This window comes from Methylobacterium oxalidis (assembly GCF_007992195.1).
GTDB classification, from domain to species: Bacteria; Pseudomonadota; Alphaproteobacteria; order Rhizobiales; family Beijerinckiaceae; genus Methylobacterium; species Methylobacterium oxalidis.
This window is the reverse complement of sequence record NZ_BJZU01000074.1, coordinates 33,079-55,565: the sequence shown is the minus strand read 5'-3', so window position 1 is coordinate 55,565 and position 22,487 is coordinate 33,079. Positions and strand designations below refer to the sequence as shown.

Annotated in this window: 24 protein-coding genes and 1 other RNA gene; 10 read left to right on the top strand and 15 right to left on the bottom strand. The window is 71.3% G+C overall.

Annotated elements, in window-relative coordinates:
* The first annotated feature begins 13 nt into the window (after positions 1 to 13).
* From MOX02_RS18365 to MOX02_RS18350, 4 genes are read left to right on the top strand one after another with little or no spacing between them, the layout of a single operon-like run.
* Positions 14 to 295: a hypothetical protein gene (locus MOX02_RS18365; RefSeq protein WP_147027245.1), complete on the top strand. Its 282-nt coding sequence runs from the start codon at positions 14 to 16 to the stop codon at positions 293 to 295.
* Positions 296 to 298: 3 nt separating this feature from the next.
* Entirely contained in the window at positions 299 to 772 is a 474-nt protein-coding gene (locus tag MOX02_RS18360; RefSeq protein ID WP_147027244.1) for a hypothetical protein, read from the top strand.
* A complete protein-coding gene (gene pheT, locus MOX02_RS18355; protein WP_147027243.1) occupies positions 769 to 3,192 on the top strand; it encodes a phenylalanine--tRNA ligase subunit beta in 2,424 nt (807 codons plus the stop codon). Before MOX02_RS18360 ends, pheT begins: the two co-directional genes overlap by 4 nt.
* Positions 3,193 to 3,202: 10 nt before the next feature.
* A complete protein-coding gene (locus MOX02_RS18350) occupies positions 3,203 to 4,036 on the top strand; it encodes a DUF1186 domain-containing protein (RefSeq protein WP_147027242.1) in 834 nt (277 codons plus the stop codon).
* Between the two features lie 75 nt (positions 4,037 to 4,111).
* On the opposite strand, the gene MOX02_RS18345 is transcribed toward MOX02_RS18350, so the two are convergent.
* The 3 genes from MOX02_RS18345 to MOX02_RS18335 all read right to left on the bottom strand — a co-directional run bounded on the left by MOX02_RS18345 (position 4,112) and on the right by MOX02_RS18335 (position 5,660).
* Positions 4,112 to 4,372 (bottom strand): hypothetical protein, encoded by a 261-nt coding sequence (locus tag MOX02_RS18345; RefSeq protein ID WP_147027241.1) that lies wholly within the window; start codon positions 4,370 to 4,372, stop codon positions 4,112 to 4,114.
* A gap of 25 nt (positions 4,373 to 4,397) precedes the next feature.
* The gene (locus tag MOX02_RS18340; protein ID WP_147027240.1) at positions 4,398 to 4,688 is read right to left on the bottom strand and encodes a DUF6894 family protein; all 291 of its coding nucleotides are present in this window, start codon (positions 4,686 to 4,688) and stop codon (positions 4,398 to 4,400) included.
* Between the two features lie 594 nt (positions 4,689 to 5,282).
* Positions 5,283 to 5,660, bottom strand: a complete 378-nt coding sequence (locus MOX02_RS18335) for a metalloregulator ArsR/SmtB family transcription factor (protein WP_147027239.1) — start codon at positions 5,658 to 5,660, stop codon at positions 5,283 to 5,285.
* A gap of 82 nt (positions 5,661 to 5,742) precedes the next feature.
* On the opposite strand from MOX02_RS18335, the gene MOX02_RS18330 reads away from it, so the two are divergent.
* Together MOX02_RS18330 and MOX02_RS18325 are read left to right on the top strand one after the other, a co-directional pair.
* On the top strand, positions 5,743 to 6,699 hold the full coding sequence (locus tag MOX02_RS18330; RefSeq protein WP_147027238.1) for an acyl-CoA desaturase: 957 nt from the start codon (positions 5,743 to 5,745) through the stop codon (positions 6,697 to 6,699).
* The gene (locus tag MOX02_RS18325; protein ID WP_147027237.1) at positions 6,696 to 7,142 is read left to right on the top strand and encodes a hypothetical protein; all 447 of its coding nucleotides are present in this window, start codon (positions 6,696 to 6,698) and stop codon (positions 7,140 to 7,142) included. Before MOX02_RS18330 ends, MOX02_RS18325 begins: the two co-directional genes overlap by 4 nt.
* On the opposite strand, the gene MOX02_RS18320 is transcribed toward MOX02_RS18325, so the two are convergent.
* Positions 7,139 to 7,918: a HesA/MoeB/ThiF family protein gene (locus MOX02_RS18320; protein ID WP_147027236.1), complete on the bottom strand. Its 780-nt coding sequence runs from the start codon at positions 7,916 to 7,918 to the stop codon at positions 7,139 to 7,141. The two genes, MOX02_RS18325 and MOX02_RS18320, sit on opposite strands and share 4 nt — an antisense overlap.
* Before the next feature lie 139 nt (positions 7,919 to 8,057).
* On the opposite strand from MOX02_RS18320, the gene dapE reads away from it, so the two are divergent.
* Positions 8,058 to 9,224 (top strand): succinyl-diaminopimelate desuccinylase, encoded by a 1,167-nt coding sequence (gene dapE / locus MOX02_RS18315; RefSeq protein WP_147027235.1) that lies wholly within the window; start codon positions 8,058 to 8,060, stop codon positions 9,222 to 9,224.
* Positions 9,225 to 9,228: 4 nt separating this feature from the next.
* Here dapE and truA read toward each other — a convergent pair whose 3' ends face one another.
* The 3 genes from truA to MOX02_RS18300 are packed head-to-tail and all read right to left on the bottom strand — an operon-like array spanning position 9,229 to position 11,478.
* Positions 9,229 to 10,002 (bottom strand): tRNA pseudouridine(38-40) synthase TruA, encoded by a 774-nt coding sequence (gene truA, locus MOX02_RS18310; protein ID WP_147027234.1) that lies wholly within the window; start codon positions 10,000 to 10,002, stop codon positions 9,229 to 9,231.
* Entirely contained in the window at positions 10,002 to 10,919 is a 918-nt protein-coding gene (gene fmt, locus MOX02_RS18305; protein WP_174804944.1) for a methionyl-tRNA formyltransferase, read from the bottom strand. The genes truA and fmt overlap by 1 nt, the downstream gene beginning before the upstream one ends.
* 40 nt (positions 10,920 to 10,959) lie before the next feature.
* Complete coding sequence (locus MOX02_RS18300) at positions 10,960 to 11,478, bottom strand: peptide deformylase (RefSeq protein ID WP_147027232.1); 519 nt, start codon at positions 11,476 to 11,478, stop codon at positions 10,960 to 10,962.
* A gap of 213 nt (positions 11,479 to 11,691) precedes the next feature.
* Here MOX02_RS18300 and MOX02_RS18295 point away from each other — a divergent pair, with 213 nt between their 5' ends.
* The gene (locus tag MOX02_RS18295; RefSeq protein WP_170267920.1) at positions 11,692 to 12,201 is read left to right on the top strand and encodes a GAF domain-containing protein; all 510 of its coding nucleotides are present in this window, start codon (positions 11,692 to 11,694) and stop codon (positions 12,199 to 12,201) included.
* 24 nt (positions 12,202 to 12,225) lie between these two features.
* On the opposite strand, the gene recR is transcribed toward MOX02_RS18295, so the two are convergent.
* Positions 12,226 to 12,831, bottom strand: coding sequence for a recombination mediator RecR (gene recR / locus MOX02_RS18290; RefSeq protein WP_147027230.1), 606 nt, complete (start codon positions 12,829 to 12,831; stop codon positions 12,226 to 12,228).
* A 413-nt stretch (positions 12,832 to 13,244) separates the two neighbouring features.
* On the opposite strand from recR, the gene MOX02_RS18285 reads away from it, so the two are divergent.
* The gene (locus tag MOX02_RS18285) at positions 13,245 to 14,864 is read left to right on the top strand and encodes a phosphoenolpyruvate carboxykinase (RefSeq protein WP_147027229.1); all 1,620 of its coding nucleotides are present in this window, start codon (positions 13,245 to 13,247) and stop codon (positions 14,862 to 14,864) included.
* A 48-nt stretch (positions 14,865 to 14,912) separates the two neighbouring features.
* On the opposite strand, the gene MOX02_RS18280 is transcribed toward MOX02_RS18285, so the two are convergent.
* The 5 genes from MOX02_RS18280 to MOX02_RS18260 all read right to left on the bottom strand — a co-directional run bounded on the left by MOX02_RS18280 (position 14,913) and on the right by MOX02_RS18260 (position 19,563).
* Positions 14,913 to 16,820: a CHASE3 domain-containing protein gene (locus MOX02_RS18280; protein WP_147027228.1), complete on the bottom strand. Its 1,908-nt coding sequence runs from the start codon at positions 16,818 to 16,820 to the stop codon at positions 14,913 to 14,915.
* An 88-nt stretch (positions 16,821 to 16,908) separates the two neighbouring features.
* Positions 16,909 to 17,232 (bottom strand): YbaB/EbfC family nucleoid-associated protein, encoded by a 324-nt coding sequence (locus tag MOX02_RS18275; protein ID WP_147027227.1) that lies wholly within the window; start codon positions 17,230 to 17,232, stop codon positions 16,909 to 16,911.
* A gap of 60 nt (positions 17,233 to 17,292) precedes the next feature.
* Positions 17,293 to 19,086: a DNA polymerase III subunit gamma/tau gene (locus MOX02_RS18270; RefSeq protein ID WP_147027226.1), complete on the bottom strand. Its 1,794-nt coding sequence runs from the start codon at positions 19,084 to 19,086 to the stop codon at positions 17,293 to 17,295.
* A gap of 66 nt (positions 19,087 to 19,152) precedes the next feature.
* Positions 19,153 to 19,248: signal recognition particle sRNA small type (ffs, locus tag MOX02_RS18265), an RNA gene on the bottom strand.
* Positions 19,249 to 19,302: 54 nt separating this feature from the next.
* Positions 19,303 to 19,563 carry a PepSY domain-containing protein gene (locus MOX02_RS18260; RefSeq protein ID WP_147027251.1) on the bottom strand — a complete coding sequence of 87 codons (261 nt, stop codon included), beginning with the start codon at positions 19,561 to 19,563 and terminating at the stop codon, positions 19,303 to 19,305.
* A gap of 118 nt (positions 19,564 to 19,681) precedes the next feature.
* Between MOX02_RS18260 and MOX02_RS18255 the strand changes: the two genes are divergently transcribed.
* Positions 19,682 to 21,220 (top strand): YifB family Mg chelatase-like AAA ATPase, encoded by a 1,539-nt coding sequence (locus MOX02_RS18255; protein ID WP_147027225.1) that lies wholly within the window; start codon positions 19,682 to 19,684, stop codon positions 21,218 to 21,220.
* 18 nt (positions 21,221 to 21,238) lie between these two features.
* Here MOX02_RS18255 and MOX02_RS18250 read toward each other — a convergent pair whose 3' ends face one another.
* Complete coding sequence (locus MOX02_RS18250; protein WP_147027224.1) at positions 21,239 to 21,961, bottom strand: glutathione S-transferase; 723 nt, start codon at positions 21,959 to 21,961, stop codon at positions 21,239 to 21,241.
* Between the two features lie 63 nt (positions 21,962 to 22,024).
* Positions 22,025 to 22,456 (bottom strand): hypothetical protein, encoded by a 432-nt coding sequence (locus MOX02_RS18245; RefSeq protein ID WP_147027223.1) that lies wholly within the window; start codon positions 22,454 to 22,456, stop codon positions 22,025 to 22,027.
* Positions 22,457 to 22,487: the final 31 nt, after the last annotated feature.

The following is a 22,487-nucleotide window of genomic DNA, read 5'->3' as shown; positions in this document are numbered from 1 at the left end:
ACGGGAGGTTGCGGTGACGGAACGCGAGATCGAATCGATCGTGTCCAACGTCCTCCGGGCCAGATTTCCCGGCGGTCAGTACACGGGCGCCGCGGTGCGGTTCGACACGGATTTCGACGGCGCCCCGATCATCCGCGTGACCGCCCGTTACCAGACGCGTCCCGATAGCCGCACCGAGATCGTGCGGACCGTGCACGCGATCCGCGACGCCCTGCTCGATCGCGGGGAGGAGCGCTTCGTGTACCTGACGAACGACATCGCCGACGAGCGGCAGGCGCACGCGGACGTGGACTGACGCATGGCGACGCTGGTGGACCGCCTGATCCAAGTGGCGGACGACCTCATCGATGCGCATCCCGACAGTTCGGCGGTCAAGCGGCGGGCTGTCAGCACGGCGTACTACGCCGCGTTCCACGCGCTCGCGCGCGTCTGCGCGGACGCCCTGCTGAAGGATGTCGACCGTACCTCGGATGAGTACGAGAAGGTCTATCGCGCCCTCGACCACGGGCCGCTTCGGAACGCCTTCCAGGCCAAGGGTAGCCCGCTGATCACCAACCCCGCGCTCAAGCGCGTCGGGGACCTGATCGTGCCGCTGCAGGGTGCCCGCATGCTGGCGGACTATGCCGCGCCGCGGATCGGATTCTATCAGGAGAGCGAGGCTCGGGACCGCGTCGCCGAAGCCCGCGATCTGATCGCGCGACTTGCAGAACTGAGCGAATCCGATCGCCGCACACTGGCGGTCCACCTGATCTTCAAAGATAGGCTCCGATGAAATTCACCCTCTCCTGGCTCAAGGACCACCTCGAGACGCAAGCCTCCCTCGACACGATCGCCGAGACGCTGACGCGCATCGGCCTCGAGGTCGAGGGGCTCGAGGACAAGGCGGCGGCCCTGAAGCCCTACGTCGTCGCCAAGGTGCTCACCGCCGAGCAGCACCCGAACGCGGACCGCCTGCGCGTCTGCACGGTCGATGCCGGCGACGGGCAGCCGCTGCAGGTGGTCTGCGGGGCGCCGAACGCGCGGGCGGGCATGAAGTCCGTCTTCGCGCCGCCCGGGACCTACGTGCCCGGCAAGAACATCACCCTGTCGGTGGGCAGCATCCGGGGCGTCGAGAGCCGCGGCATGCTCTGCTCGGGCGCCGAGCTCGGCCTCGGGGACGATCACGACGGCATCCTGGACCTGCCCGAGGACGCGCCGGTGGGCGAGCCCTACGCCCTCTACGCGGGTCTCGACGACCCGGTCGTCGAGATCAACCTCACCCCGAACCGGCCGGACTGCACCTCCGTCCACGGCATCGCCCGCGACCTCGCGGCGACCGGCATCGGCACCCTCAAGCGCGAGCCGCTGCCGCCGGTGCGCGGGGAGGGGGCCTGCCCCGTCCCGGTCGCGCTCGACCTCGCGGCGGAGGACCGCAGGCTCTGCCCGCTCTTCGCCCTGCGCCTCGTGCGCGGCGTGCGCAACGGCCCGTCCCCGGACTGGATGCAGGCGCGCCTGCGCGCGATCGGCCTCAGGCCCATCAACGCGCTCGTCGACATCACGAACTACATGACCTTCGACCGCGGGCGCCCGCTCCACGTGTTCGACGCCGCCAAGGTCTCGGGCGCGCTGACCGTGCGCCGGGCGCGGGAGGGCGAGACCCTGCTCGCCCTCGACGGGCGCACCCACGCTCTCACCGAGGACATGGTGGTGATCGCCGACGAGCGCGGCGTCGAGTCGATCGCCGGCATCATCGGCGGCGAGGCTTCGGGCTGCGACGAGAACACCGTCGACGTGCTCGTCGAGGCCGCCCTGTGGGACCCGGCCAACATCGCCCAGACCGGCCGGCGCCTCGGCGTCATCACGGATGCCCGCTACCGGTTCGAGCGCGGCGTCGACCCGGCCTTCACCCTGCCCGGGCTCGATCTCGCCACCCGCCTCGTCCTCGACATCTGCGGCGGCAGCGCGAGCCAGGCCACGGTCGCGGGCGAGGTCCCGGAGACGGGCCACGTCATCGACTTCCCCTGGACGGAGGTGCGCCGGCTCGCCGGGATCGAGCTGTCGCGCGCCGAGATGAAGGTGACGCTGGAGACCCTCGGGTTCCACGTGGCCGGCAGCGGCGACCGGGTGAAGGTGCTGCCGCCCTCCTGGCGCCCCGACGTCGAGGGCAAGGCCGACCTCGTCGAGGAGATCGTGCGCATCGCCGGGCTCGACCGGATCGAGCCGAAGCCGCTGCCGCGCCTCGTCGCGGGCGTGGGCCGGCCCGTGCTCACCGTCCTGCAGCGGCGCACCCGCGCCGCCAAGCGTGCCCTGGCGAGCCGCGGCCTGATGGAGGCCGTGACCTGGTCCTTCATCCCGCACGACGACGCCGCGGCGTTCGGCGGCGGGGGCGGGGCGCTGGCGCTCGCCAACCCGATCGCCTCCGACCTCTCGGACATGCGCCCGAGCCTCGTGCCGGGCCTGCTGCGCGCCGCGCAGCGCAACGCCGACCGGGGCTACCCGGACGTGGCCCTGTTCGAGGTCGGCCAGTGCTTCGCGGGCGACGAGCCCGAGGCGCAGTCGATCCGCGCGGCCGCCGTGCGCCGGGCCGGCGCCGGCCATGCGGGCGGCGGCCGCCACTGGGACGGCGCGGCCTCCCCCGTCGACGCATTCGACGCGAAGGCCGACGCGCTGGCGCTGCTCGCCGGCCTCGGCGTGCCGACCGGCGGCCTCCAGGTCGTGGCCGGCGGCCCGGCCTGGCTGCATCCGGGCCGCTCCGGCACCCTGCAGTTCGGGCCGAAGAACCCGGTCGGGCATTTCGGCGAGATCCACCCGCGGATCCTGAAGGCGCTCGATCTCAAGGGCACCCTCGTCGCCTTCGAGATCACGCTCGACGCGCTGCCGCTGCCGAAGGCGAAGCCCACCAAGGTCAAGCCGGCGCTGGCGCTCTCGGATTTCCAGCCGGTCTCGCGCGACTTCGCCTTCGTGGTCGCCCGCGACGTGGCGGCGGGCGAGGTGGTGAAGGCGGCACAGGCTGCCGAGCGCAAGCTCATCGCGGGGATCGACGTGTTCGACGTCTACGAGGGCGCCGGCATCCCGGAGGGCTCGAAGTCGGTCGCCATCGCGGTCCGCCTGCAGCCCGTCGAGAAGACGCTGACCGACGCCGAGATCGAGGCCGTGAGCGCGAGGATCGTGGCCGAGGTCGCCCGCAAGACCGGCGCCACCCTGCGCTCCTGAAGGCGGTCCCATGCTCGGCGACGATCTCGCACTCCGCCTCGGCGCCTCCGACTTCCTGCCTGAGGCGGCGCTCCGCGAGGCCGTCGCCGAGCCGGGGCGGATCGCCGGCGAGGTCCTGCGCCTCCTCGACGCCGCGGGCGGCGGCGCGGAGCTGACGGACGAGGAAGCGAACCTCCTGTTCTGGGGCCTGCACGCGCTCGCCGCCGCGCGGGACGCGCGCGCCTACCGGCCGCTGCTGCGCCTGCTGCGGCAGGACGGTGAGACGCTGGCCGACCTCCTCGGGGACGCGGCCGGCACCACGCTGCCGCAGGTGCTCGCGAGCCTCTACGACGGGGACCCGGAGCCGCTCTTCACCCTCGTCCTCGACAGCACGATCGACGACCTCGTGCGCAACGAGGCGCTCGCCGCGACCGCTTTCCTCGTGCGCGACGGCCGCATCCCGGCCGAGGCCGCCGCGGAGATGCTGATACGCTTCGACGACAAGCGCGTCGCCGTCGAGGGCGACATCGGCTGGGTCGGCTGGGAGGAGGCGGTCGCGCTGACGGGGGCGAGCGGCCTCGCCCCCCGCGTCGAGGCGGCCCGCAGGGACGGGCGCCTGACCCGGGACGTGTCGGACCCCGCCTGGTTCCGCGCGGCCCTGCGCCGGGCCCAGACGCGCCCCGGCGACCGCCGCGACCTCGACGAGCGCGGCCTCGGCTATCTCGACGACCCCGTGGCGGCGCTCGCCTGGACGGAGGAGGGGGCGGGCGAGCCGGTGACCAACCCCTTCCGCGACGTCGGCCGCAACGATCCCTGCCCCTGCGGCTCGGGCAGGAAGTTCAAGAAGTGCTGCCTCGGCGCCTGACGCGCCGCCCGCCGAACGCCGTGGAACGATCCCGTCCCCGGGCGCGCGCCCCCACCGCCCGCCGGGGCGCCCGCCTCACATCCCGAAGGCGAGCCGGGCGGGCCGCGGGGAAGGGCCGGCGCGGCTCGGCGCCGGATCCCGCGCCCGCGCGGCCTCGGCGTCGCCGGCCTCGAGCCTGCGCAGCAGCGCCGCGATGCGCGCGTCGGGCGCATCCTGCAGCACGGGCTCGTAGAAGTACTGCAACTGCCGGCCGAGGCTCTCGAGGATGGCCGCGTTCAGGGCGCCCGCGCGCCGCGGCCTCGATGCCGGCGCGACCGGCGGCAGGGTCTTCGACATCCGTGAACCTCCCCCCAGCATGTCCTCAGCAGAGGTCCGGACGCAGCTTCGCGCGGAACCGGGTCCGCGCCGGATCGAGGATCTCCAGGAAGGGCACGTCCATCAGGATGCGGCCCGCCGCGTCGGTGATCTCGAAGGCGCAGGCGAAGGGGTCCGCGCCGGGCTTGCGCAGGGAACTCCGCCACAGGTCGGCGGCGATGTCCGGGATGGTCTCGCAGACGCTCAGGTAGGCCGCGTCGAGGTCCGCGAACGTCGAGCCCTCGTCGTCCCGATGGATGCCGAGCGGTGTCCGGAAATGGAGGTAGAAGTGCGGCATGAGCTGACCCCGAGTTGTCGCGACACCCTCGCGTCGATCGCGCACCGCGGTCTCTCGTTCCGGCTCGTGAAGAACGGTCTCGTCCCCCGCTGGGAGCGGGGCGATGCCTCGACCCGCGCCGGCCGTCGCCGAAACTTCGGCAACGCGCACGCTGAACCAGATGCCGTGGTGCCTGTGACGGTTTCGCGGCCCGACGACGGACCGATCTTTTGTTGGCTCAGCGTATAGACGTAATATTCGAGCCGTGAAACTAAAAAATTCAAGAGCAAAAATAGCCCACGCGGCGCTACCCATGGGCATTTACTGACCTTACGGCGCTTTAGGCCCCCGTCATGGGCACTTTCTTCTCAGTCTGCGCGGCCTGAATGGCTGAGCAACGGTCGAGATGGGCACAAATTACGCTGCACTCCGTACGAAATCGAGCCGAAGGATCGTGTGGACGGAGGGGTTCGCGGCGGCGAACGGCGATCGTCGGCGGTTCGAGCAGGACGATCGCCGGCCAAGCCCGAGCCAAGCCGGGCCGCGGGCGGGCGCGGCGCGGCGATCGAGGCTCCGGACCCGCCGAGGACGCCCGATCCGCTCCGTGCAGCCTCGTCAGGCCGTATCGCCTCGCCGCGGTGCGGGGCCGCCCGCATCGGCCGTTCCCGCGTCCGCCTCCGCCGCCTTCGCCCGCTCCCGGCCGATCGCCGCGCTCTCGCGCTTCAAGGGCCGCGCCACCGGGCAGACCTCCTGCACGAAGCCGTTCAGCGCATTGATCAGGTTCTCGCTGACCTGCCGGTAGAACACGTACTGGCCGCGCTTCTCGCTCACGACGAGGCCGGCCGCCTCCAGCACCGCGAGGTGCTGCGAGATCGAGGGCTTCGTCATGTCGAACCGCGCCGCGATCTCGCCCGCGCTCAGCTCGCTGTGGGCGAGCAGGGCGAGGATCTTCCGGCGGGGCGTGGACGCGAGGGCTTCGAAGACGCGCTGCATGCCCGTCACATAGGCGATCCGGCCGGGCTTGACAAAGCCGCCTGCTTATTTAGCTAATTTGCTAAATAACTGCGATGAGCCCATGCCCTGCCTCTCGACCGACCGCGTGATCGCGGGTCCCGACACATCGAGCACGGAGGGCCGCGTCGTCTGGGCGCCCGCCCGCTCCCTCTGGACCGGGAGCATGCTGGCGGCGGCCCTCGCGCTCGGGCCGCTCTTCGTGACGCCGGGGGCGGTGGTCCTGTTCGTCGCGACCACCGCCGTCACCCTCTGCGCCGGCCACTCGGTGGGCATGCACCGCCTGCTGATCCACCGCAGCTTCGAGGCGCGAGCGTGGCTGGAGCGCCTGCTCGTCTATCTCGGCACGCTCGTCGGCATGGCCGGCCCGCTCGGCATGGTGCGCCTGCACGACATCCGGGACTGGTCGCAGCGGCAGGCCGCCTGCCACGATCTCCACGCCCATCGCGCCCCGTTCTGGAAGGACGCGTGGCTGCAGATGCACGCGCGGCTCGATCTCGCCCGCCCGCCGCGCTTCCGCCCGGAGCCGCGCCTCGCCGACGACCCGTTCTACCGCTGGCTCGAAGCGACCTGGATGCTGCAGCAACTGCCCTGGGCCGTGCTCTTCTTCGCGCTCGGCGGCATGCCCTGGCTCGTCTGGGGGATCCCCGTCCGCATCACGGTCTCGCTCACCGGCCACTGGCTCGTCGGCCACATCACGCACCGGCGCGGCCCGCAGGGCTGGGTGGTCGACGGGATGGCCGTGCAGGGCCACGACCTCCCGGCGGCCGCCTGGATCACCTTCGGCGAGGCCTCGCACGCAAATCACCACGCCGGGCAAAACTCGGCGCGGTTCGGCATCGAGCCGGGCCAGGCCGATCCCGGCTGGTGGCTCCTGCGTCTCTTCGAGCGTCTGAACTGGGTCTGGGGCCTGCGCACGCCCGCGGCGCTCGCGGCGAGGTCGGGCGTGCGGCGGGCCGGCGACGCATCCGTTGCGGGCGGCTCGAAGTCCCGGCGCGAGCATGTGGCGACACGACGGTGAGGGGGCACGAATCGCTGTGGACGCTCCTGCGTGGCAGCGCCGCTCTGGGCGCACGCATCGTCGCCGCCTACTGCGCGGGCTTCCTGATCTTGGTCCCGTTCACCGGCATATTCGCGCCCTTCATCATCATCTTCGCAATCTACCTGAGCTGGCCTCTCCCGATCGCGGCGCTCTGCATCGGCGTAGCGTTTCAGCGCAGCCTTCACGCACATCTGCTCGCTTGGTGCAGGGTCGCTCCGTTTGTCGTAGCCTTGTCGTACCTGCTGCTCGACTACGGCGGTGTTCTCGAACGGCGCGGCACAAGCTTGACGGAACACATCCTCAACCGCGCAACCCTGGAACGGACAGCCCTCGCCCTCGTCTGCTCGACCGTGGCGGCCTGGGTCTTCTTCCGCATCGAGAGCAAGCACCAAGTCGCTTGCGAGGACGAGACGCACCTTTAGCGCACCGGGGTTCCGCTCAGCGGATTCGTCTCGTCCCACCCGTAGGCCAGGGTCTCGAAGCGCATCGCCAGGGCGTCGACCATGAGGAGGCGCCCCACCAGCGGCTCGCCGAAGCCCGCCACCGCGCGGATCACCTCCATCGCCATCAGCGAGCCCATCACGCCGGCGAGCGCGCCGAGCACGCCGGCCTCCGCGCAGGGCGGCACCGCGCCGGGGGGCGGCGGGTTCGGGAACAGGCAGCGGTAGGTCGGGTTCGGGCGCCCGTCCGCTCCCGTCTCGTGCGCGCGGATCGTGGTCAGCGAGCCGTCGAACTGGCCGAGCGCGGCCGTGACGAGCGGCCGCTTCGCGTGGAAGCAGGCGTCGGACACCGCGTAGCGGGTCGCGAAGTTGTCCGAGCCGTCGGCCACCACGTCGTACTCCGCGAGCAGGCCCGGCGCGGACTCGGCCGTGATCCGGATCGCGTGAGGCACCACCCGCACGTGCGGATTGAGGCGGGCCACCGCCTCGGCGGCGCTCTCGACCTTCGGGCGGCCGAGATCCGGCGTCCCATGGATGACCTGCCGCTGCAGGTTCGACAGCGAGACGACGTCGTCGTCGACGAGGCCGATCGTGCCGATGCCGGCCGCGGCGAGGTACTGGATCAGCGGCGCTCCGAGCCCGCCCGCGCCGATCACCAGCACCCGCGCGGCCTTCAGGCGGGCCTGCCCCGGGCCGCCCACCTCGCGCAGCACGAGGTGGCGGGCGTAGCGTTCGATCTCGTCGGCGGAGAGGGCCATGCAGCGGGAGATAGACCGCCCGCGCCCGCCGCGGAAGCCCCGCCGCCCGCGGCCTGCGCCTCGGGCGGGGCCGGTTCCGTTCGGCCGGGGCCTCCACTAGGGTTGGCGGATCCCGCCACCGGACCCCGCCTCGCCCCCCGTGCCCCCCTTGCGCTCCCCCCTCGATCTCGCCCGCGCGCTGATCCGCTGCCCGTCCGTCACCCCGGAGGAGGGGGGCGCGCTGGCGCTCCTCGAACGCGTGCTGGCGGAGGCGGGCTTCGCGGTGCACCGCCCCGTCTTCTCCGAGCCCGGCACGCCCGACATCGACAACCTCTACGCCCGGATCGGCTCGGGCGGACCCTGCCTGCTGCTCGCCGGCCACACCGATGTGGTGCCCCCCGGCGAGCCCGGCGCCTGGCGCCACGGCCCCTTCGAGGGGGCGGTCTCGGAGGGCGTGCTCTACGGGCGCGGCGCCGTCGACATGAAGGGCGGCCTCGCCTGCCTGCTCGCCGCGGCGCTCGGCTTCCTCGACGCCCGCGGCCGCGGCTTTCCGGGCTCGATCGCCTTCCTGGTCACGGGCGACGAGGAGGGGCCGGCGGTCAACGGCACCGTCAAGCTCCTGCGCTGGGCGCGCGAGCGCGGCGAGCGCTTCGACCACTGCATCCTCGGCGAGCCGACCAACCCGAGCCGCCTCGGCGAGATGATCAAGATCGGCCGCCGCGGCTCGCTCACCGGCAAGCTCACGGTGCACGGCCGCCAGGGCCACGTCGCCTACCCGCACCGGGCCCAGAACCCGATCCCCGGCATGCTGCGGCTGGCCTCCTCCCTCATCGCCGAGCCGCTGGACGGCGGCACGGCGCATTTCGACGCCTCGAACCTCGAATTCACGACGATCGACGTCGGCAACCCGGCCACCAACGTGATCCCGGCCGACGCGCGCGCCGTCTTCAACATCCGCTTCAACGAGGGCTGGACCGCCGGGACGCTCGGCGCCGAGATCCGCCGCCGCCTGGAGGCCGCCGCCGGAAGCACGGTCCGCTTCAGCCTCGACCTGCAGCCCTCGAACGCGCCGGCCTTCCTGACGCGGCCCGACGCCTTCGTCGACCTCGTCGCGGGCGCGATCGAGGCGGAGACGGGCCTGCGGCCGGCGCTCTCCACCACCGGCGGCACCTCGGACGCGCGCTTCATCAAGGATGCCTGCCCGGTGGTCGAGTTCGGCCTCGTCGGCGAGACCATGCACCAGGTCGACGAACAGGTGCCGGTCGCGGACCTCGATCGCCTGACGGCGATCTACCGGCGCGTGCTGGACGCGTATTTCCCCGCCTGATCCGTCAGCCGGCCGGGTCGTCCTCCGCCCGGTAATCGACGCCGACGAAGGTCAGGCCGCAGGCCGGGGCCATCGGGCCGCAGCGGCTGCGGTCGCGCGCGGCGAGGATGTCGGCCACGTCGTCGGCGCTGAGGCGCCGGCTGCCGGCGAGCATCAGCGTGCCCACCATGCTGCGGACCTGATGGTGCAGGAAGGAGCGGGCGGAGGTCGCGACGACGATCTCCTCGTGCAGCCCCATCGGCATCCGCGCCACGTCGAGCTGCTCCAGGGTGCGCACGGGGCTCGCCGCCTGGCACTCGGCGGCGCGGAAGGCGGTGAAGTCATGCCGCCCGAGGAGGCGCCGGGCCGCCGCCCGCATCAGGTCGGCATCGAGCGCCCAGGGCACGTGCCAGACCTGGGCGCGGCTGAGCGCGGCGGGGCTGCGTCGGTTGAGGATCCGGTAGCGGTAGTGGCGGCGGATGGCGGAGTGGCGCGCGTCGAAGCTCGGGTCCACCACCTCGGCCGAGAGCACCGCCACGGGCAGCGGGCGCAGATGCGCGTTCAGCGCGTCGCGCACCGTGTCCGTGCGCCACGCCTTCCCGAGGTCGAGATGAGCGACCTGATGGGTGGCGTGCACCCCGGCATCGGTCCGGCCCGCGCAGGTCAGGCGCGCCGCCTCCCCGGAGAATCGCAGGACGGCCGCCTCGACGGCGCCCTGGACGGTGAGGTCCTCGGCCTGCCGCTGCCAGCCGCAGAAGGGCGCGCCGTCGTACTCGATGACGAGCTTGTAGCGGGGCATCAGAGGGACAGGCGGGCGCCGGGCTCCAGCCGGGCGCCGCGCAGGAACTCGGCACCGGAGACCGTGCCGCCGCGCCCGGCCCGGCGCAGCTCCAAGAGGCGCACCGCGCCGGCGCCGCAGGCCACGAGCCCGTCCGCCGAGAGCAGGGTGCCGGGCGCCCCCGCGCCCTCCGCATTCTCCGCCCGGAGCACCTTCACCCGCTCCGGCCCCTTGCCGAGATCCGCCTCGACGAAAGCGCCGGGGAAGGGGGAGAGGCCGTTGATGTGGTTCGCCACCGCGGCGGCCGGGCGCGCCCAGTCGATCCGGGCCTCCTCGTTCGTGATCTTGTGGGCGTAGACCACGCCGGTCTCGGGCTGGGGCGTGAAGCCGAGGCGGCCGGCCGCGAGCTCGGCCAGAGCCCGGCCCATCAGGTCGGCACCGAGCGGCATCAGCGCGTCGTGCAGCTCGCCCGCCGTCATTCCGGGGCGGATCGGAAGACGCGCCTCCATCGCCACGGGGCCGGTGTCGAGGCCGGCCTCCATCTTCATCACGCCGACGCCGCTCTCGTGATCGCCGACCATCACGGCCCGCTGTATCGGCGCGGCGCCCCGCCAGCGCGGCAGCAGGGACCCGTGCAGGTTGAGGCAGCCGTGGCGCGGCGCGTCGAGGATCGCCTGCGGCAGGAGGAGCCCGTAAGCCACCACGACGGCGACGTCCGCCCCGTGCGCGCGGAAGGTCTCGGCCGCCCCGGGGTCCTTCAGGGTCGCCGGCGTCAGGACGGGCGCGCCGAGCGTCTCGGCGAGCGCGTGCACGGGCGAGCGCCGAAACGCGAGGCCGCGCCCGGACTTAGCGGGCGCGCGGGTGTAGACCGCGGCGATCGCGTGGCCGTCCGCCGCGAGGCGCGCCAGCGTCGGCACCGCGAAATCCGGGGTGCCCATGAACACGATTCTCACGGCGTCAGCCCTGGCTCGGGCGGCCTCAGGCGGCCTCGCCGCGCTTGGCCGCCTTGGCGAATTTCTTGACCACCCGGTCGCGCTTCAACTTGGAGAGGTGATCGATGAACAGCACGCCGTTGAGGTGATCGATCTCGTGCTGGATGCAGGTCGCGAGCAGCCCGTCCGCCTCGATCTCCCGCTCGCGGCCTTCGAGGTCGCGGAAGCGCACGCGCACCCGGTCCGGCCGCTCCACCTCGGCGTAGTATTCGGGAATCGACAGGCAGCCCTCGTCGTAGACCCGCCGCTCCTCGGACGACCACACGATCTCGGGGTCGAGGAAGATCCGGGGCTCGCGGGCATTCTCCTCCTTCGAGGTGTCGATGGTGACGACCCGCTTCGGCACGCCGATCTGGATGGCGGCGAGCCCGACGCCCGGCGCGTCGTACATCGTCTCCAGCATGTCGGCGGCGAGCTTGCGGATCTCGTCGGTGACCGGCCCGACCGGCTCTGACGTCAGCCGCAGGCGGGAATCGGGCAGGATCACGAGGGGGCGGACGGCCATGGCTAAACCGGGGAGCACGGCGCCAAACCGCGGCGCCCGAAGGATTTTCGCAGATAAGCTGTGGGGCCGGGCCGGTCAAATCATCCGAGCCCCCGCGTCATGGCCCGGCGTCACGCCCCGGCTTCGGTGCCGGATGCGCGGGCCGGCGATTACCTCAGATTGCACGACCGGCATTCCCGCCCTAAGTACCTCCCCGCGAAAACGGGGGTCCACATGGTTGAGCAGGGACTCGACGCCGGTGCGTCGACCCCGCGGGCGGCCAAGCCCGAGGTTCCGGACGAGGTCGTCGAGAGCTGGCAGTACATCGTCAACGAGGTCGCGAGGCGCCTCGACGTGCCGGTCGGGCTGATCATGCGGGTGATCGGACCGGAGATCGAGGTGCTCGCCGCCAACGACGACGGCCGCAACCCGCACGCTGTCGGCGAGCGGAAAATCCTGAAGGATTCCGGTATCTACTGCGAGACGGTGCTGGCCCAGGGCACGCATCTCTACGTGCGCAACGCCCGTGCCGACATCCGCTCCTGGGCCGGCAATCCTTGCTTCGAGCAGCACGGGCTCCTCGCCTATATGGGCTATCCCATCCGCTGGCCGGACGGCGAGCTGTTCGGCACCCTCTGCGTCCTCGATCGCCGCGAGCGGACCTACAGCACCCACGAGCGGGACGTGATGGCCCTGATGCGCGACCTCATCGAGGGCAACCTGCGCGTGCTCTGCCGCCACTGACCCGTCGGCCGGGCCGGCTGCTCCTCAGAAGGCCGTCCGGCTCCGTATGGCCGCCGACAGCGTCCCCTCATCAAGGTAGTCGAGCTCGCCACCGACCGGCACGCCGTGGGCGAGCCTCGTGATCGTCAGGCCGAGATGGCCGATCGATTCGGTCACGTAGTGGGCCGTCGTCTGCCCGTCGACGGTGGCGTTGAGGGCGAGGATCACCTCCTTCACCGCCGGATCGCTCGCCCGCTCCACCAGGCGGGCGATGTTGAGGTGCTCGGGGCGCACCCCGTCGAGGGCCGAGAGCACGCCGCCCAGCACGTGGTAGCGCGCCTGCACGGCGCCGGACCGCTCCAGCGCCCACAGGTCCGACACGTCCTCCACCACGACCACGGTCGTGGGGTCGCGGGACGCGTCCCGGCAGATCGTGCAGGGATCGCTCGTATCGACGTTTCCGCACTCGTGGCAGACCACGATGCGCTCGGCGGCGACCCGCATCGCCTCGGAGAGCGGTCCGAGCAGCGTGTCCCGTTTCTTGATGAGCTGGAGGGCAGCGCGGCGCGCCGATCTGGGGCCGAGGCCCGGCATCCGGGCGAGAAGCTGGATCAGGCGCTCGATCTCGGGACCGGCGACGGCTTGGGGCATCGTGTGTCCATCGGCTGACCGGGGGCGCGTGCTCCCGGGCGGGTCTGGCAGGGCATAGCGGGCAAACGCCGGACGGGAAATCCAGGCGGCGTACGAAACAGATAGGATCGAAGCCTGCGTTTCGCCCGTGCCCGCGCGCATGCACCGCTGCCCGCACCTGTTCATCGGCCGGACATTTCAGGACTTCCACGATCGTCTCGGACTGACAATCCGATCGGCCAGTCTCGACATCGTACGCAAGTCTGATTGACGGGAAAGCTTCGCTGCCTATCGACATTGATCTGACGCGAGAGGCGGAGAACCGGCGTGCGGCGGACCTGAACGACCGCACGGACGCAACCTCGCGAAAGCCGGCGTCGCCCGACGTCGGAGCTGCGGACAACGTCGCGATCAGGTGCCCGGGAGAAACGCTCTTGACCAACATCGGTGACTTCAACGCGGGCCACGGCGCCGAGGCGATCGGGCTGAAGAATCTCAAGGCCGTCCACTGGAATTTGGAGGCGCCGCGGCTCTACGAGGAGGCGCTTTCCCGCGGCGAGGGCCAGCTCGCCCGCGGCGGCGCCTTCGTGGCGACCACGGGCAGCCATACCGGCCGCTCGCCCAAAGACAAGTTCGTGGTGCGGGACGCCTCCACCGAGAGCGAGGTCTGGTGGGAGAACAACGGCGCCATCACGGCCGATCAGTTCGAGACGCTTCTGGGCGACTTTCTCACGCATGCCGAGGGCAGGGAGCTGTTCGCGCAGGATCTCTACGGCGGTGCGGACCCGGCGCACCGCGTCAAGGCCCGCGTCTTCGCGGAATTCGCCTGGCACTCGCTCTTCATCCGCAACCTGCTGATCAGGCCGGAGCGCGACGAGCTCGCGTCCTACGTGCCCGACCTCACCATCATCGACCTGCCGAGCTTCCAGGCGGACCCAGCCCGGCACGGATGCCGCTCGAAGACGGTCATCGCCATCGATTTCAGCCGGAAGATCGTGCTGATCGGCGGATCGGCCTACGCGGGCGAGATGAAGAAGTCGGTCTTCACCTACCTCAACTACATCCTGCCCGAGAAGGGCGTCATGCCGATGCACTGCTCGGCCAACGCGGCCCTCGACGCGGAAGGCGGCTCGGCCCTGTTCTTCGGCCTCTCCGGCACCGGCAAGACGACGCTCTCGAACGATTCCTCCCGCATGCTGCTCGGCGATGACGAGCACGGCTGGAGCCCGGACGGCATCTTCAACTTCGAGGGCGGCTGCTACGCCAAGACCATCCGGCTGTCGCGCAACGCCGAGCCCGAGATCTACGCCACCACCGAGCGCTTCGGCACGGTGATGGAGAACGTCGTGATCGACCCCGACACGAGGCGGCCCGATTTCGACGACGCCTCGCTGACCGAGAACACCCGCTGCGCCTACCCGCTGGACTTCATCGCCAACGCGAGCGCCACCGGCCGTGCAGGTCACCCGAAGAACATCGTCATGCTCACCTGCGACGCGTTCGGCGTGATGCCGCCGATCGCCAAGCTCTCGGGCGCCGAGGCGATGTACCACTTCCTCTCGGGCTACACCGCGAAGGTGGCGGGCACCGAGCGGGGCCTGACGGCGCCGGAGGCGACCTTCTCGACCTGCTTCGGCGCGCCCTTCATGCCGCGCCACCCGAGCACCTACGGCAATCTCCTGCGCGGCCTCATCGCCGGGCATCAGGTCGATTGCTGGCTCGTCAACACGGGCTGGACGGGCGGTGGCGTCGGGACGGGCCGGCGCATGCCGATCCGCGTCACCCGGCGGCTGCTGGCAGCGGCCCTCGACGGCACCCTCGCCAAGGGCGAATTCCGCCAGGACCCGTATTTCGGGTTCGCGGTGCCGGTCGAGGTTCCGGGCGTCGAGCAGCATGTGCTGGAGCCGGTGAAGACTTGGAACAACAAGGCCGCCTTCGCCGAGACCGCGGCGCGGCTGGTGGCGATGTTCCGCGAGAACTTCAAGCGCTTCGAGGCCCATGTGGAGCCCGACGTGAAGGCCGCGGAGCCGACGACCCGCGCCATCGCCGCCTGATGAAGGGCACCATCCCGGGCCGACGCGGACGGCCCGGGATGAGCGCCCTCACGCCGGCTTCGCGGCGATGACCTGGCGCACCTTCCGGGCGAGTTGCTCCAGCGTGTAGGGCTTGCCGAGGAGTTGCACGTCGGCGTCCACGATACCGTTGTGGACGATGGCGTTGCGCGTGTAGCCGGTCGTGAAGAGGACTCGCAGGTTCGGGTGCCGTTCGCGGGCCGCGTCCGCGAGTTCCCGGCCGCTCATCTCCGGCATCACCACGTCCGTGAAGAGCAGCGCCACGCCCGGATGATTGTCCAGGATCCTCAGGGCTTGAGCCCCGCCCGCGGCGTGAATCACGGTGTAGCGCAGGTCCCGCAGGGCCTCGACCGCCATGCGGCGCACGCCGTCCTCGTCCTCGACCACGAGGATGATCTGACCGGGGTCGCCCTCGGGGATGGCGATATCTGCAGGCCCGGCCGCCGCGATCTCGGCGCCGACGACGCGCGGCAGGTAGATCTTCACCGACGTGCCGCGCTGCGGCTCGGAGTAGATTTTCACGTGGCCGCCGGATTGCCTGACGAAGCCGTAGACCTGGCTGAGGCCGAGGCCGGTTCCCTGACCGACGGATTTCGTGGTGAAGAAGGGGTCGAAGGCCCGGGCAGCGACCTCGGGGCTCATACCGGTCCCGGTGTCCGTGATGACGATCAGCACGTACTGTCCCGCCGGGATGCCGGGATGCACCTCCGCGTAGGCGTCGTCGAGATGGGCGTTGGCCGTCTCGATCGTCAGGCACCCGCCGTCGGGCATCGCGTCCCGCGCGTTCACTGCGAGGTTGAGGAGGGCGTTCTCAAGCTGGTTCGCGTCGGCCCTGGTGGTCCAGAGGCCGCCGGCCAGCACGGTCTCCACGCGCACCCGCTCGCCGAGCGTCCGCCGCAGGATCTCCGACATGCCGGGAACGAGCCGGTTGCAATCGATCGGCTCCGGCGTCAGCGGCTGTTTGCGGGCGAAGGCGAGAAGGCGGTGAGTCAGGGTTGCCGCCCGCGCTCCGGCATCGAGAGCCTGCTGGACATACGCATCGAGCCGGGCCTCGCCGCGCTCGATTCGACGCTTCATCAGGTTCAGGTTGCCCATGATGATCGCCAGCATGTTGTTGAAATCGTGCGCGAGACCGCCGGTGAGCTGACCCATCGCCTCCATCTTCTGGGATTGGCGGAGCTGGTCCTCCAGCCGCTCGCGGGCCGCTGAGGCACGCAGCAGCGCTGCGTGCGCGCTGGCAAGATCCGCGTGCGCGGCAGCGATGCGGCGGTTGCGCGTCGCGGCTTCGAACACCGCGTAGGCGGCGAGAGAGACGGCCAGCAGCACGGCGGCACCGATGGCGATCTGCAGCGAGCGAGCCGTCGTGGACGAGGTGTCCTGACGGGCCCGCAGGCGCGCATCGATATCCGCCTCGAGCGCCTCCACGATCGCACGGACCCGGTCCATCAGGCGCTTGCCCTCGCCCGAGCGGACCACGGCGAGGCTCGCCTCGCTCTCGCCCGAGCGGTGCAGATCGATCGTGCGGCGCAACTCGGCCAGCTTGTCGCCGGTCACGGCGCGGAGCTTGGCGAGCGCCGCACCGGCTTCGAGCTCGGCCGCAACCGCGTCGGCGAGCCGATCGAGAGCCGCGGTGATGCGGCCCTCGGTCTCTCGAAAGGGTGCCAGATAGGCGTCCTCGCCGGTCAGAAGGTAGCCGCGCTGGCTCGTCTCCGCGTCCTGAAGCATCGAGAACAGCCGCGCCACGGAGGCGCGGAGCTCCACCGTTTGCCGGGTATCCGCGACGTTGCCCCGCTGCATGGCGGTGAGGCCGCCGGTCGCCGCGACGACGGCAACAAGCAGCAGGAAGCCCGCGACGAGCGGCGCGAGATTGAAGGCGCGCGGAGGAGTCGAATCCGGGCCCGCGCCCGACGGAGAAGTGAATTGGCGGGCATCGGACATGAGCGAATCAGCAGACTCCGGGCGGAACTATCCGCCGGAAAGCCGCCGCGTACCAATTCGCCGGCACCGGGCTTCGCCGGCGCGGACCTCAGAAGGGGAGGTTCATTCCCGGCGGCAGCGGAAGGCCCTTGGTGAGCTCGGCCATGCGTTCCTGCGCGGTCTGCTCGGCCTTTCCACGCGCGTCGTTGACCGCGGCGACGACGAGATCCTCCAGGATCTCGCGCTCGTCGGCGACCATCAGGGTCGGGTCGATCGTGACACCCTTGACGAGGCCCTTGGCCGTCATCGTCACGCGCACGGCGCCGCCGCCGGAGGCGCCCGTGACCTCGACCGCGTCGAGCTCGGTCTGCAGGTTGGCCATCTTCTCCTGCATGGCCTGCGCCTGCTTCATGATGCCCATCAGGTCGCGCATCGGATCGGTCCCGGTTCGAGTGGCGGTAGCTGAAGATGTAGGCGCGCGGGCTTGCCGCGGCTACGGCTCGTCGTCGCCGGACTCGGCCCGGGCGGCGTCCTCGGTCCCGAGGATCTCGGCTTCGGCGGTTGCCGCTTCGTCCTGAGCCTTCTCACGGACGTCCACGATCTGGGAGCCGGGGAAGCGGGACAATACTTCCCGCACGAGCGGGTGGGCCGCCGCGTTCTGGTGGCGGCTCTCGGTGGCCGCCTTGGCGCGGGCGTCGAGCGTCGGGCCGCCGTCCTCCTTCGAGAGAGCGACGATCCAGCGCCGGCCGGTCCACTCGTCGAGCGCGCGGGCGAGATCGTTGGGAATGGTCTGGCGCGCGCCTTCCGCGAGTCGGAACTCGATCCGGCCCTCCTCGAAGCGGACGAGGTGCACGTCGCGCTGGAGGGCGCTCTGAAGGGCGATGTCGCGCCGCTCTCCGGCCAGGGCCACCACGTCCTCGAAGCGGGCGAGGCGCGGTCCGGCTGGCGCCGCCGGTGCAGGGTTCGCCGCGAGCGCGGGGCGAGGGGGCATCTCGGCCCCGACCGCCTGCGCGAAGGTCGGGGCAGGGGGCGGCGCCGGGGGCGGCGAGGCGGCCGGGTTCTGACGTCCGATTTCACCGGCCTTGAGCTGGCGCAGGGCCTCGTCGGGTGTCGGCAGATCGGCCGCGTAGGCCAGCCGGACAAGCGCCATCTCGGCTGCTGCGAGCGCGCGGCTCGCGGCCTGCACCTCGGGGACCGCCTTCAGCAGGATCTGCCAGGCGCGCGAGAGCGCGCGCACCGAGAGCTTGCCCGCGAACTCGCTGCCGCGCCGGCGCTCCACCTCGCTCAGGGTCGGATCGGCGCCGGCCTCCTCGGGAACGAGCTTCAGGCGGGTGACGAGGTGCGTGAAACCGGCGAGATCCGACAGAACCACGGCAGGGTCCGCACCCGCCTCGTACTGGCCGCGCAGTTCCGCGAAGGTCGCGGGGATGTCGCCCCGCATCACCGCCTCGAACAGATCGACGATGCGCCCGCGGTCGGCGAGGCCGAGCATGTCGCGCACGCCGGCCGCCGTCACCTGGCCCGCCCCGTGCGCGATGGCCTGATCGAGGAGCGAGAGCGCGTCGCGCACCGACCCTTCCGCCGCGCGGGTGATCGCCGCGAGCGCCTCGGCCTCGGCGTCGACACCCTCGGCGGCGCAGATCCGGGCGAGATGCGTGGAGAGGGTCTCGGCCTCGATGCGCCGCAGGTCGAAGCGCTGGCAGCGCGACAGGATCGTGACCGGAACCTTGCGGATCTCGGTCGTCGCGAAGACGAACTTGGCGTGGGGCGGCGGCTCCTCCAGCGTCTTCAGGAAGGCGTTGAACGCCTTCTCCGAGAGCATGTGGACCTCGTCGACGATGTAGACCTTGTAGCGGGCAGAGACGGGCGCGTAGCGGATCCCGTCGATGATGCCGCGCACGTCGTCGATGCCCGTGTGCGAGGCGGCATCCATCTCCAGCACGTCCATGTGCCGGGATTCCATGATGGCTTGGCAGTGCAGCCCAAGTTCCGGCATCGCGATGGTCGGGCCCGCCTCCGCCTCGCCGGCGCGCGCATAGTTCAGGCCGCGGGCGAGGATGCGTGCCGTCGTCGTCTTGCCGACGCCGCGCACGCCCGTGAGCATCCAGGCTTGCGGGATGCGCTTGGCCGCGAAGGCGTTCGCCAGCGTGCGCACCATGGCGCCCTGGCCGATCAGGTCGTCGAAGGTCTGGGGTCGGTACTTGCGCGCGAGCACCCGGTAGGGGGAGGCCGCCGGGAAGCCCGGGAGACCCGGCTCGTCGTCCTGCGTGCCGGTGCTCACGTCCATGCGGTCTGGCTGGGTGCTGCTGACCGGCCGGTCACGGCTTCCCGCGACGCACGGACGGTGGGAACGGGTGGGAGGCTGACAAAGACCCGCTCGGTCTCGTTAGGGCTGCTTCCTTCCGGACCTGACCCGGTTGGCGAGTGAAACGTCCCTCACCAACCTCCCGCCGCCTATATGGCCGGGCGCCGCCGCGAACGCAAGCGCCGCCCGGGGCCTGCCTCACTCGGCCTCGCGCTTCACGATGGCGAGGGTCTTGGGGTCGAGCTTCAGGTCGAATTGCTTGCCGCTGGCGTCGATCGCGTCGTCGACCTCGATCATGCCGTCGTCCAGCTCGATCTCCTTCCACTTGGTGAAGCCCTCTTGCTTGAGCATGGCTTCGACCTTGGTCTGTTGATCGGGCGGCAGTTTCTCGTCTGCGAGGGCGGCACCGGAGGCGGCGGTCGCGAGGGCGACAGCGAGGGTAAGTGTGATCGGACGCATGGCGGGATCCTCTTCTGGTTCGCGGGCGATGAACAAGGCGGGATGAGCCTCGGTTCCTTCGTTGCGTCTGCAACGATCGGTCCCTACCCTCGGCGTCCTTCCCCGAGGACATCCGCCCATGGTCACCCGCGTCGCAACCGTCGCCTTCGAAGGGATCGAGGCGCGCGCCGTCGACGTGCAGGTGCAGATCGTACCGGGATCGGTCAGCTTCACGATCGTCGGCCTTCCCGACAAGGCAGTGGCCGAGTCGCGGGAGCGGGTCCGCGGTGCGCTGATCGCCTCCGGCCTCGCTCTCCCAGCCAGGCGCATCACGGTCAATCTCGCCCCGGCGGACCTGCCGAAGGAGGGCTCTCACTACGACCTGCCGATCGCACTCGGCGTGATGGCGGCGATCGGCGCCCTGCCCGGGGATGCGCTCGCCGGCTACTGCGTGCTCGGGGAACTCGCGCTGGACGGGTCCATCACGGCGGTCAACGGCGTCCTGCCGGCCGCGATGGCGGCGAACGCGCGCGCTCTCGGCCTGATCTGTCCTTCCGCGACGGGTCCAGAAGCGGCGTGGGCCGGCGGCGACCTCGACGTGCTCGCCCCCCGCTCGCTGATCCAGCTCGCCAACCACTTCAAGGGCAGCCAAGTCATGGCCCGCCCGGAGCCGGCCTTTGCGGCATCGGCCGGCCCGATGCCCGACCTGCGCGACATCAAGGGCCAGGAGAGCGCGAAGCGTGCCCTCGAGATCGCCGCCGCGGGCGGTCACAATCTCCTGATGAATGGGCCCCCCGGCGCCGGCAAGTCGATGCTCGCCGCGCGCCTGCCCTCGATCCTGCCGCCGCTTTCGCCGCGGGAGCTCCTCGACGTGTCGATGATCCAGTCGGTCGCGGGCGAGTTGCGCGGCGGCTCGCTCTCGAACCGACGCCCGTTCCGCCAGCCGCACCACTCGGCCACCATGGCGGCCCTCGTCGGTGGCGGGATCGGGGCGCGGCCCGGCGAGATATCGCTCGCGCATGGCGGCGTTCTGTTCCTCGATGAACTGCCGGAGTTCAACCCGCAGACTCTCGACGCCCTGCGCCAGCCCATGGAGACCGGGGAGGTGATGATCGCGCGGGCCAACCACAGGGTCTCGTACCCGGCCCGCTTCCAGCTCATTGCCGCGATGAATCCCTGCCGGTGCGGGCAGGCGCAGGAGCCGGGTTTCGCCTGCCGGAGAGGTCCGAACGAGCGCTGCATGGCGCAGTACGGCGCCCGCATCTCCGGACCGCTCCTCGACCGGATCGACCTTCGCCTGGAGGTCGCGGCGGTGACGGCGGCCGATCTGATCCTGCCACCGCCCGCCGAGGGCTCGACCGAGGTGGCGAGGCGGGTCGCCGAGGCCAGGACGCTGCAGACCGCCCGCTACGCGGAACGCGGCCTGCCAGGTGGCACCACCAACGCGACCTGCCCGGCGCCCGTGATCGAGGCCGTCGCGGCTCCGGACGCGGACGGCACAGCGCTCATCCGCGCGGCGGCCGAGACGATGCGCCTGTCGGCCCGCGGCTTCCACCGCACGCTGCGGGTCGCGCGGACTCTCGCCGACCTCGACGGCGAGGCGCAGGTGCGCCGCCCGCACCTGGCCGAGGCGCTGTCATACAGGGCACGGGCGGACCGGGCTCCTGCCGCTGCGTGACGAGCCCGGCGGACCGCCTCAGGCGTCGAGTTCGGGATACCGGCGGAAAATGCCCTGCTCGTTGAAGGGAATCCGGCGCGGACTCGTCAGGTAGCCGGAGAGGCGCGGGCGCTCTGGCACGGCACGGTGCAGTGCTTCGAGGCATGGATGTTTCTTCAGGGCTGCCTCGGTGGTCTTCGGGAAGGCGTAGAGGAGGCCCGCGACGAGTTGGAAGAGGGAGAGGTCGGCGTAGGAGACCACTCGGCCGGCGAGGTGGCGCCCGTCGTTGCGTACGAGAACGCGCTCGAACCATCCGAAGAATTTCGGGATGCGCTCCGTGCGGAAATCCACCGCGCGGCGCGCGGACTCCGGCTTCTGCTCCTCGTAGGTGAGGGCTGCCGCGACCGGATGGTGCGTGTCGTGCGCCTCCGCCCTCATGTCGGCGATGGTGAGTTGGATCTGATGCGTCCAGATCCGATCAGCCTCGCTCGGACCGACGAGGCCGAGGCGCGGTCCGAGGTAGAGCAGGATCGCTGCGGTCTGCGCGACGACGAGATCGCCGTCCCTCAGGGCGGGGAGCGCGAAGGGCGGCCGACCGAGGCTCGGATCGTGGAGGAGGGCGGCCAGCGCCGGTGGGTCTCCCTCGTCTCCAGGGCCGCCGCGCGCGACGTCGATATAGGGAGCGCCGGCATCTTCCAGGGCGAGGCGGACGAACTCGCCGCGCCCCTGGAGCATGGGCCAGTAATACAGTTCGTAGGTCATCGCCGATCCTCGCGTCGTCGGGACAAGAAGCGACGGCGCGATGGGTTCAGCGGGTGAGCGCGCTCAGTGCGCCTCGGTCTCGCCCGGCACGCCCCGGTCGGCGGGCGGCTCGGCGCTCGCCACGGCCTTGCGCTCGAGGAAGGGCTGCAGGCGCTCCGCCAGAGCCCGGTCGAGGTGCTTGGCATAGGCGCTCTTGAAGTAGCGCGCGCCGCTGCCCGGGCCGAACAGGCGGTCGTGCGCCGCCGTCATGGCATCGACCTCGGGCCGGCAGAGGAAACCGATCACGCCGGCGGCCTTGTACCACTGGCCGGCCCGCGCGTAGTTCATCGCTCCCGGGTTCGCCATGACGGTCTCGGCGAAGCAATCCGTCGCGGATTTTTCCAACGGGGTGAGAACCTGCGCCGCGTCGGTACGGCTCCGCGCATTCGGCCGTGCCTCGGCACAGGTGGCCGATGCGAGGGCTGCTGCGACGAGGCCGAGAACAAGTGCTTTCATGGGGACGAGCCTGAGATGCGAACCAGACCGT

Excerpts from the sequence above, each read along its gene's own strand:
- MOX02_RS18360 (WP_147027244.1), top strand. The coding sequence starts at position 299 with ATGGCGACGCTGGTGGACCGCCTGATCCAAGTGGCGGACGACCTCATC.
- pheT (WP_147027243.1), top strand. The coding sequence starts at position 769 with ATGAAATTCACCCTCTCCTGGCTCAAGGACCACCTCGAGACGCAAGCC.
- MOX02_RS18350 (WP_147027242.1), top strand. The coding sequence starts at position 3,203 with ATGCTCGGCGACGATCTCGCACTCCGCCTCGGCGCCTCCGACTTCCTG.
- MOX02_RS18345 (WP_147027241.1), bottom strand. The coding sequence starts at position 4,372 with ATGTCGAAGACCCTGCCGCCGGTCGCGCCGGCATCGAGGCCGCGGCGC.
- MOX02_RS18340 (WP_147027240.1), bottom strand. The coding sequence starts at position 4,688 with ATGCCGCACTTCTACCTCCATTTCCGGACACCGCTCGGCATCCATCGG.
- MOX02_RS18335 (WP_147027239.1), bottom strand. The coding sequence starts at position 5,660 with ATGCAGCGCGTCTTCGAAGCCCTCGCGTCCACGCCCCGCCGGAAGATC.
- MOX02_RS18330 (WP_147027238.1), top strand. The coding sequence starts at position 5,743 with ATGCCCTGCCTCTCGACCGACCGCGTGATCGCGGGTCCCGACACATCG.
- MOX02_RS18320 (WP_147027236.1), bottom strand. The coding sequence starts at position 7,918 with ATGGCCCTCTCCGCCGACGAGATCGAACGCTACGCCCGCCACCTCGTG.
- truA (WP_147027234.1), bottom strand. The coding sequence starts at position 10,002 with ATGCCCCGCTACAAGCTCGTCATCGAGTACGACGGCGCGCCCTTCTGC.
- fmt (WP_174804944.1), bottom strand. The coding sequence starts at position 10,919 with ATGGGCACCCCGGATTTCGCGGTGCCGACGCTGGCGCGCCTCGCGGCG.
- MOX02_RS18300 (WP_147027232.1), bottom strand. The coding sequence starts at position 11,478 with ATGGCCGTCCGCCCCCTCGTGATCCTGCCCGATTCCCGCCTGCGGCTG.
- MOX02_RS18295 (WP_170267920.1), top strand. The coding sequence starts at position 11,692 with ATGGTTGAGCAGGGACTCGACGCCGGTGCGTCGACCCCGCGGGCGGCC.
- recR (WP_147027230.1), bottom strand. The coding sequence starts at position 12,831 with ATGCCCCAAGCCGTCGCCGGTCCCGAGATCGAGCGCCTGATCCAGCTT.
- MOX02_RS18280 (WP_147027228.1), bottom strand. The coding sequence starts at position 16,820 with ATGTCCGATGCCCGCCAATTCACTTCTCCGTCGGGCGCGGGCCCGGAT.
- MOX02_RS18275 (WP_147027227.1), bottom strand. The coding sequence starts at position 17,232 with ATGCGCGACCTGATGGGCATCATGAAGCAGGCGCAGGCCATGCAGGAG.
- MOX02_RS18270 (WP_147027226.1), bottom strand. The coding sequence starts at position 19,086 with ATGGACGTGAGCACCGGCACGCAGGACGACGAGCCGGGTCTCCCGGGC.
- MOX02_RS18260 (WP_147027251.1), bottom strand. The coding sequence starts at position 19,563 with ATGCGTCCGATCACACTTACCCTCGCTGTCGCCCTCGCGACCGCCGCC.
- MOX02_RS18255 (WP_147027225.1), top strand. The coding sequence starts at position 19,682 with ATGGTCACCCGCGTCGCAACCGTCGCCTTCGAAGGGATCGAGGCGCGC.
- MOX02_RS18250 (WP_147027224.1), bottom strand. The coding sequence starts at position 21,961 with ATGACCTACGAACTGTATTACTGGCCCATGCTCCAGGGGCGCGGCGAG.
- MOX02_RS18245 (WP_147027223.1), bottom strand. The coding sequence starts at position 22,456 with ATGAAAGCACTTGTTCTCGGCCTCGTCGCAGCAGCCCTCGCATCGGCC.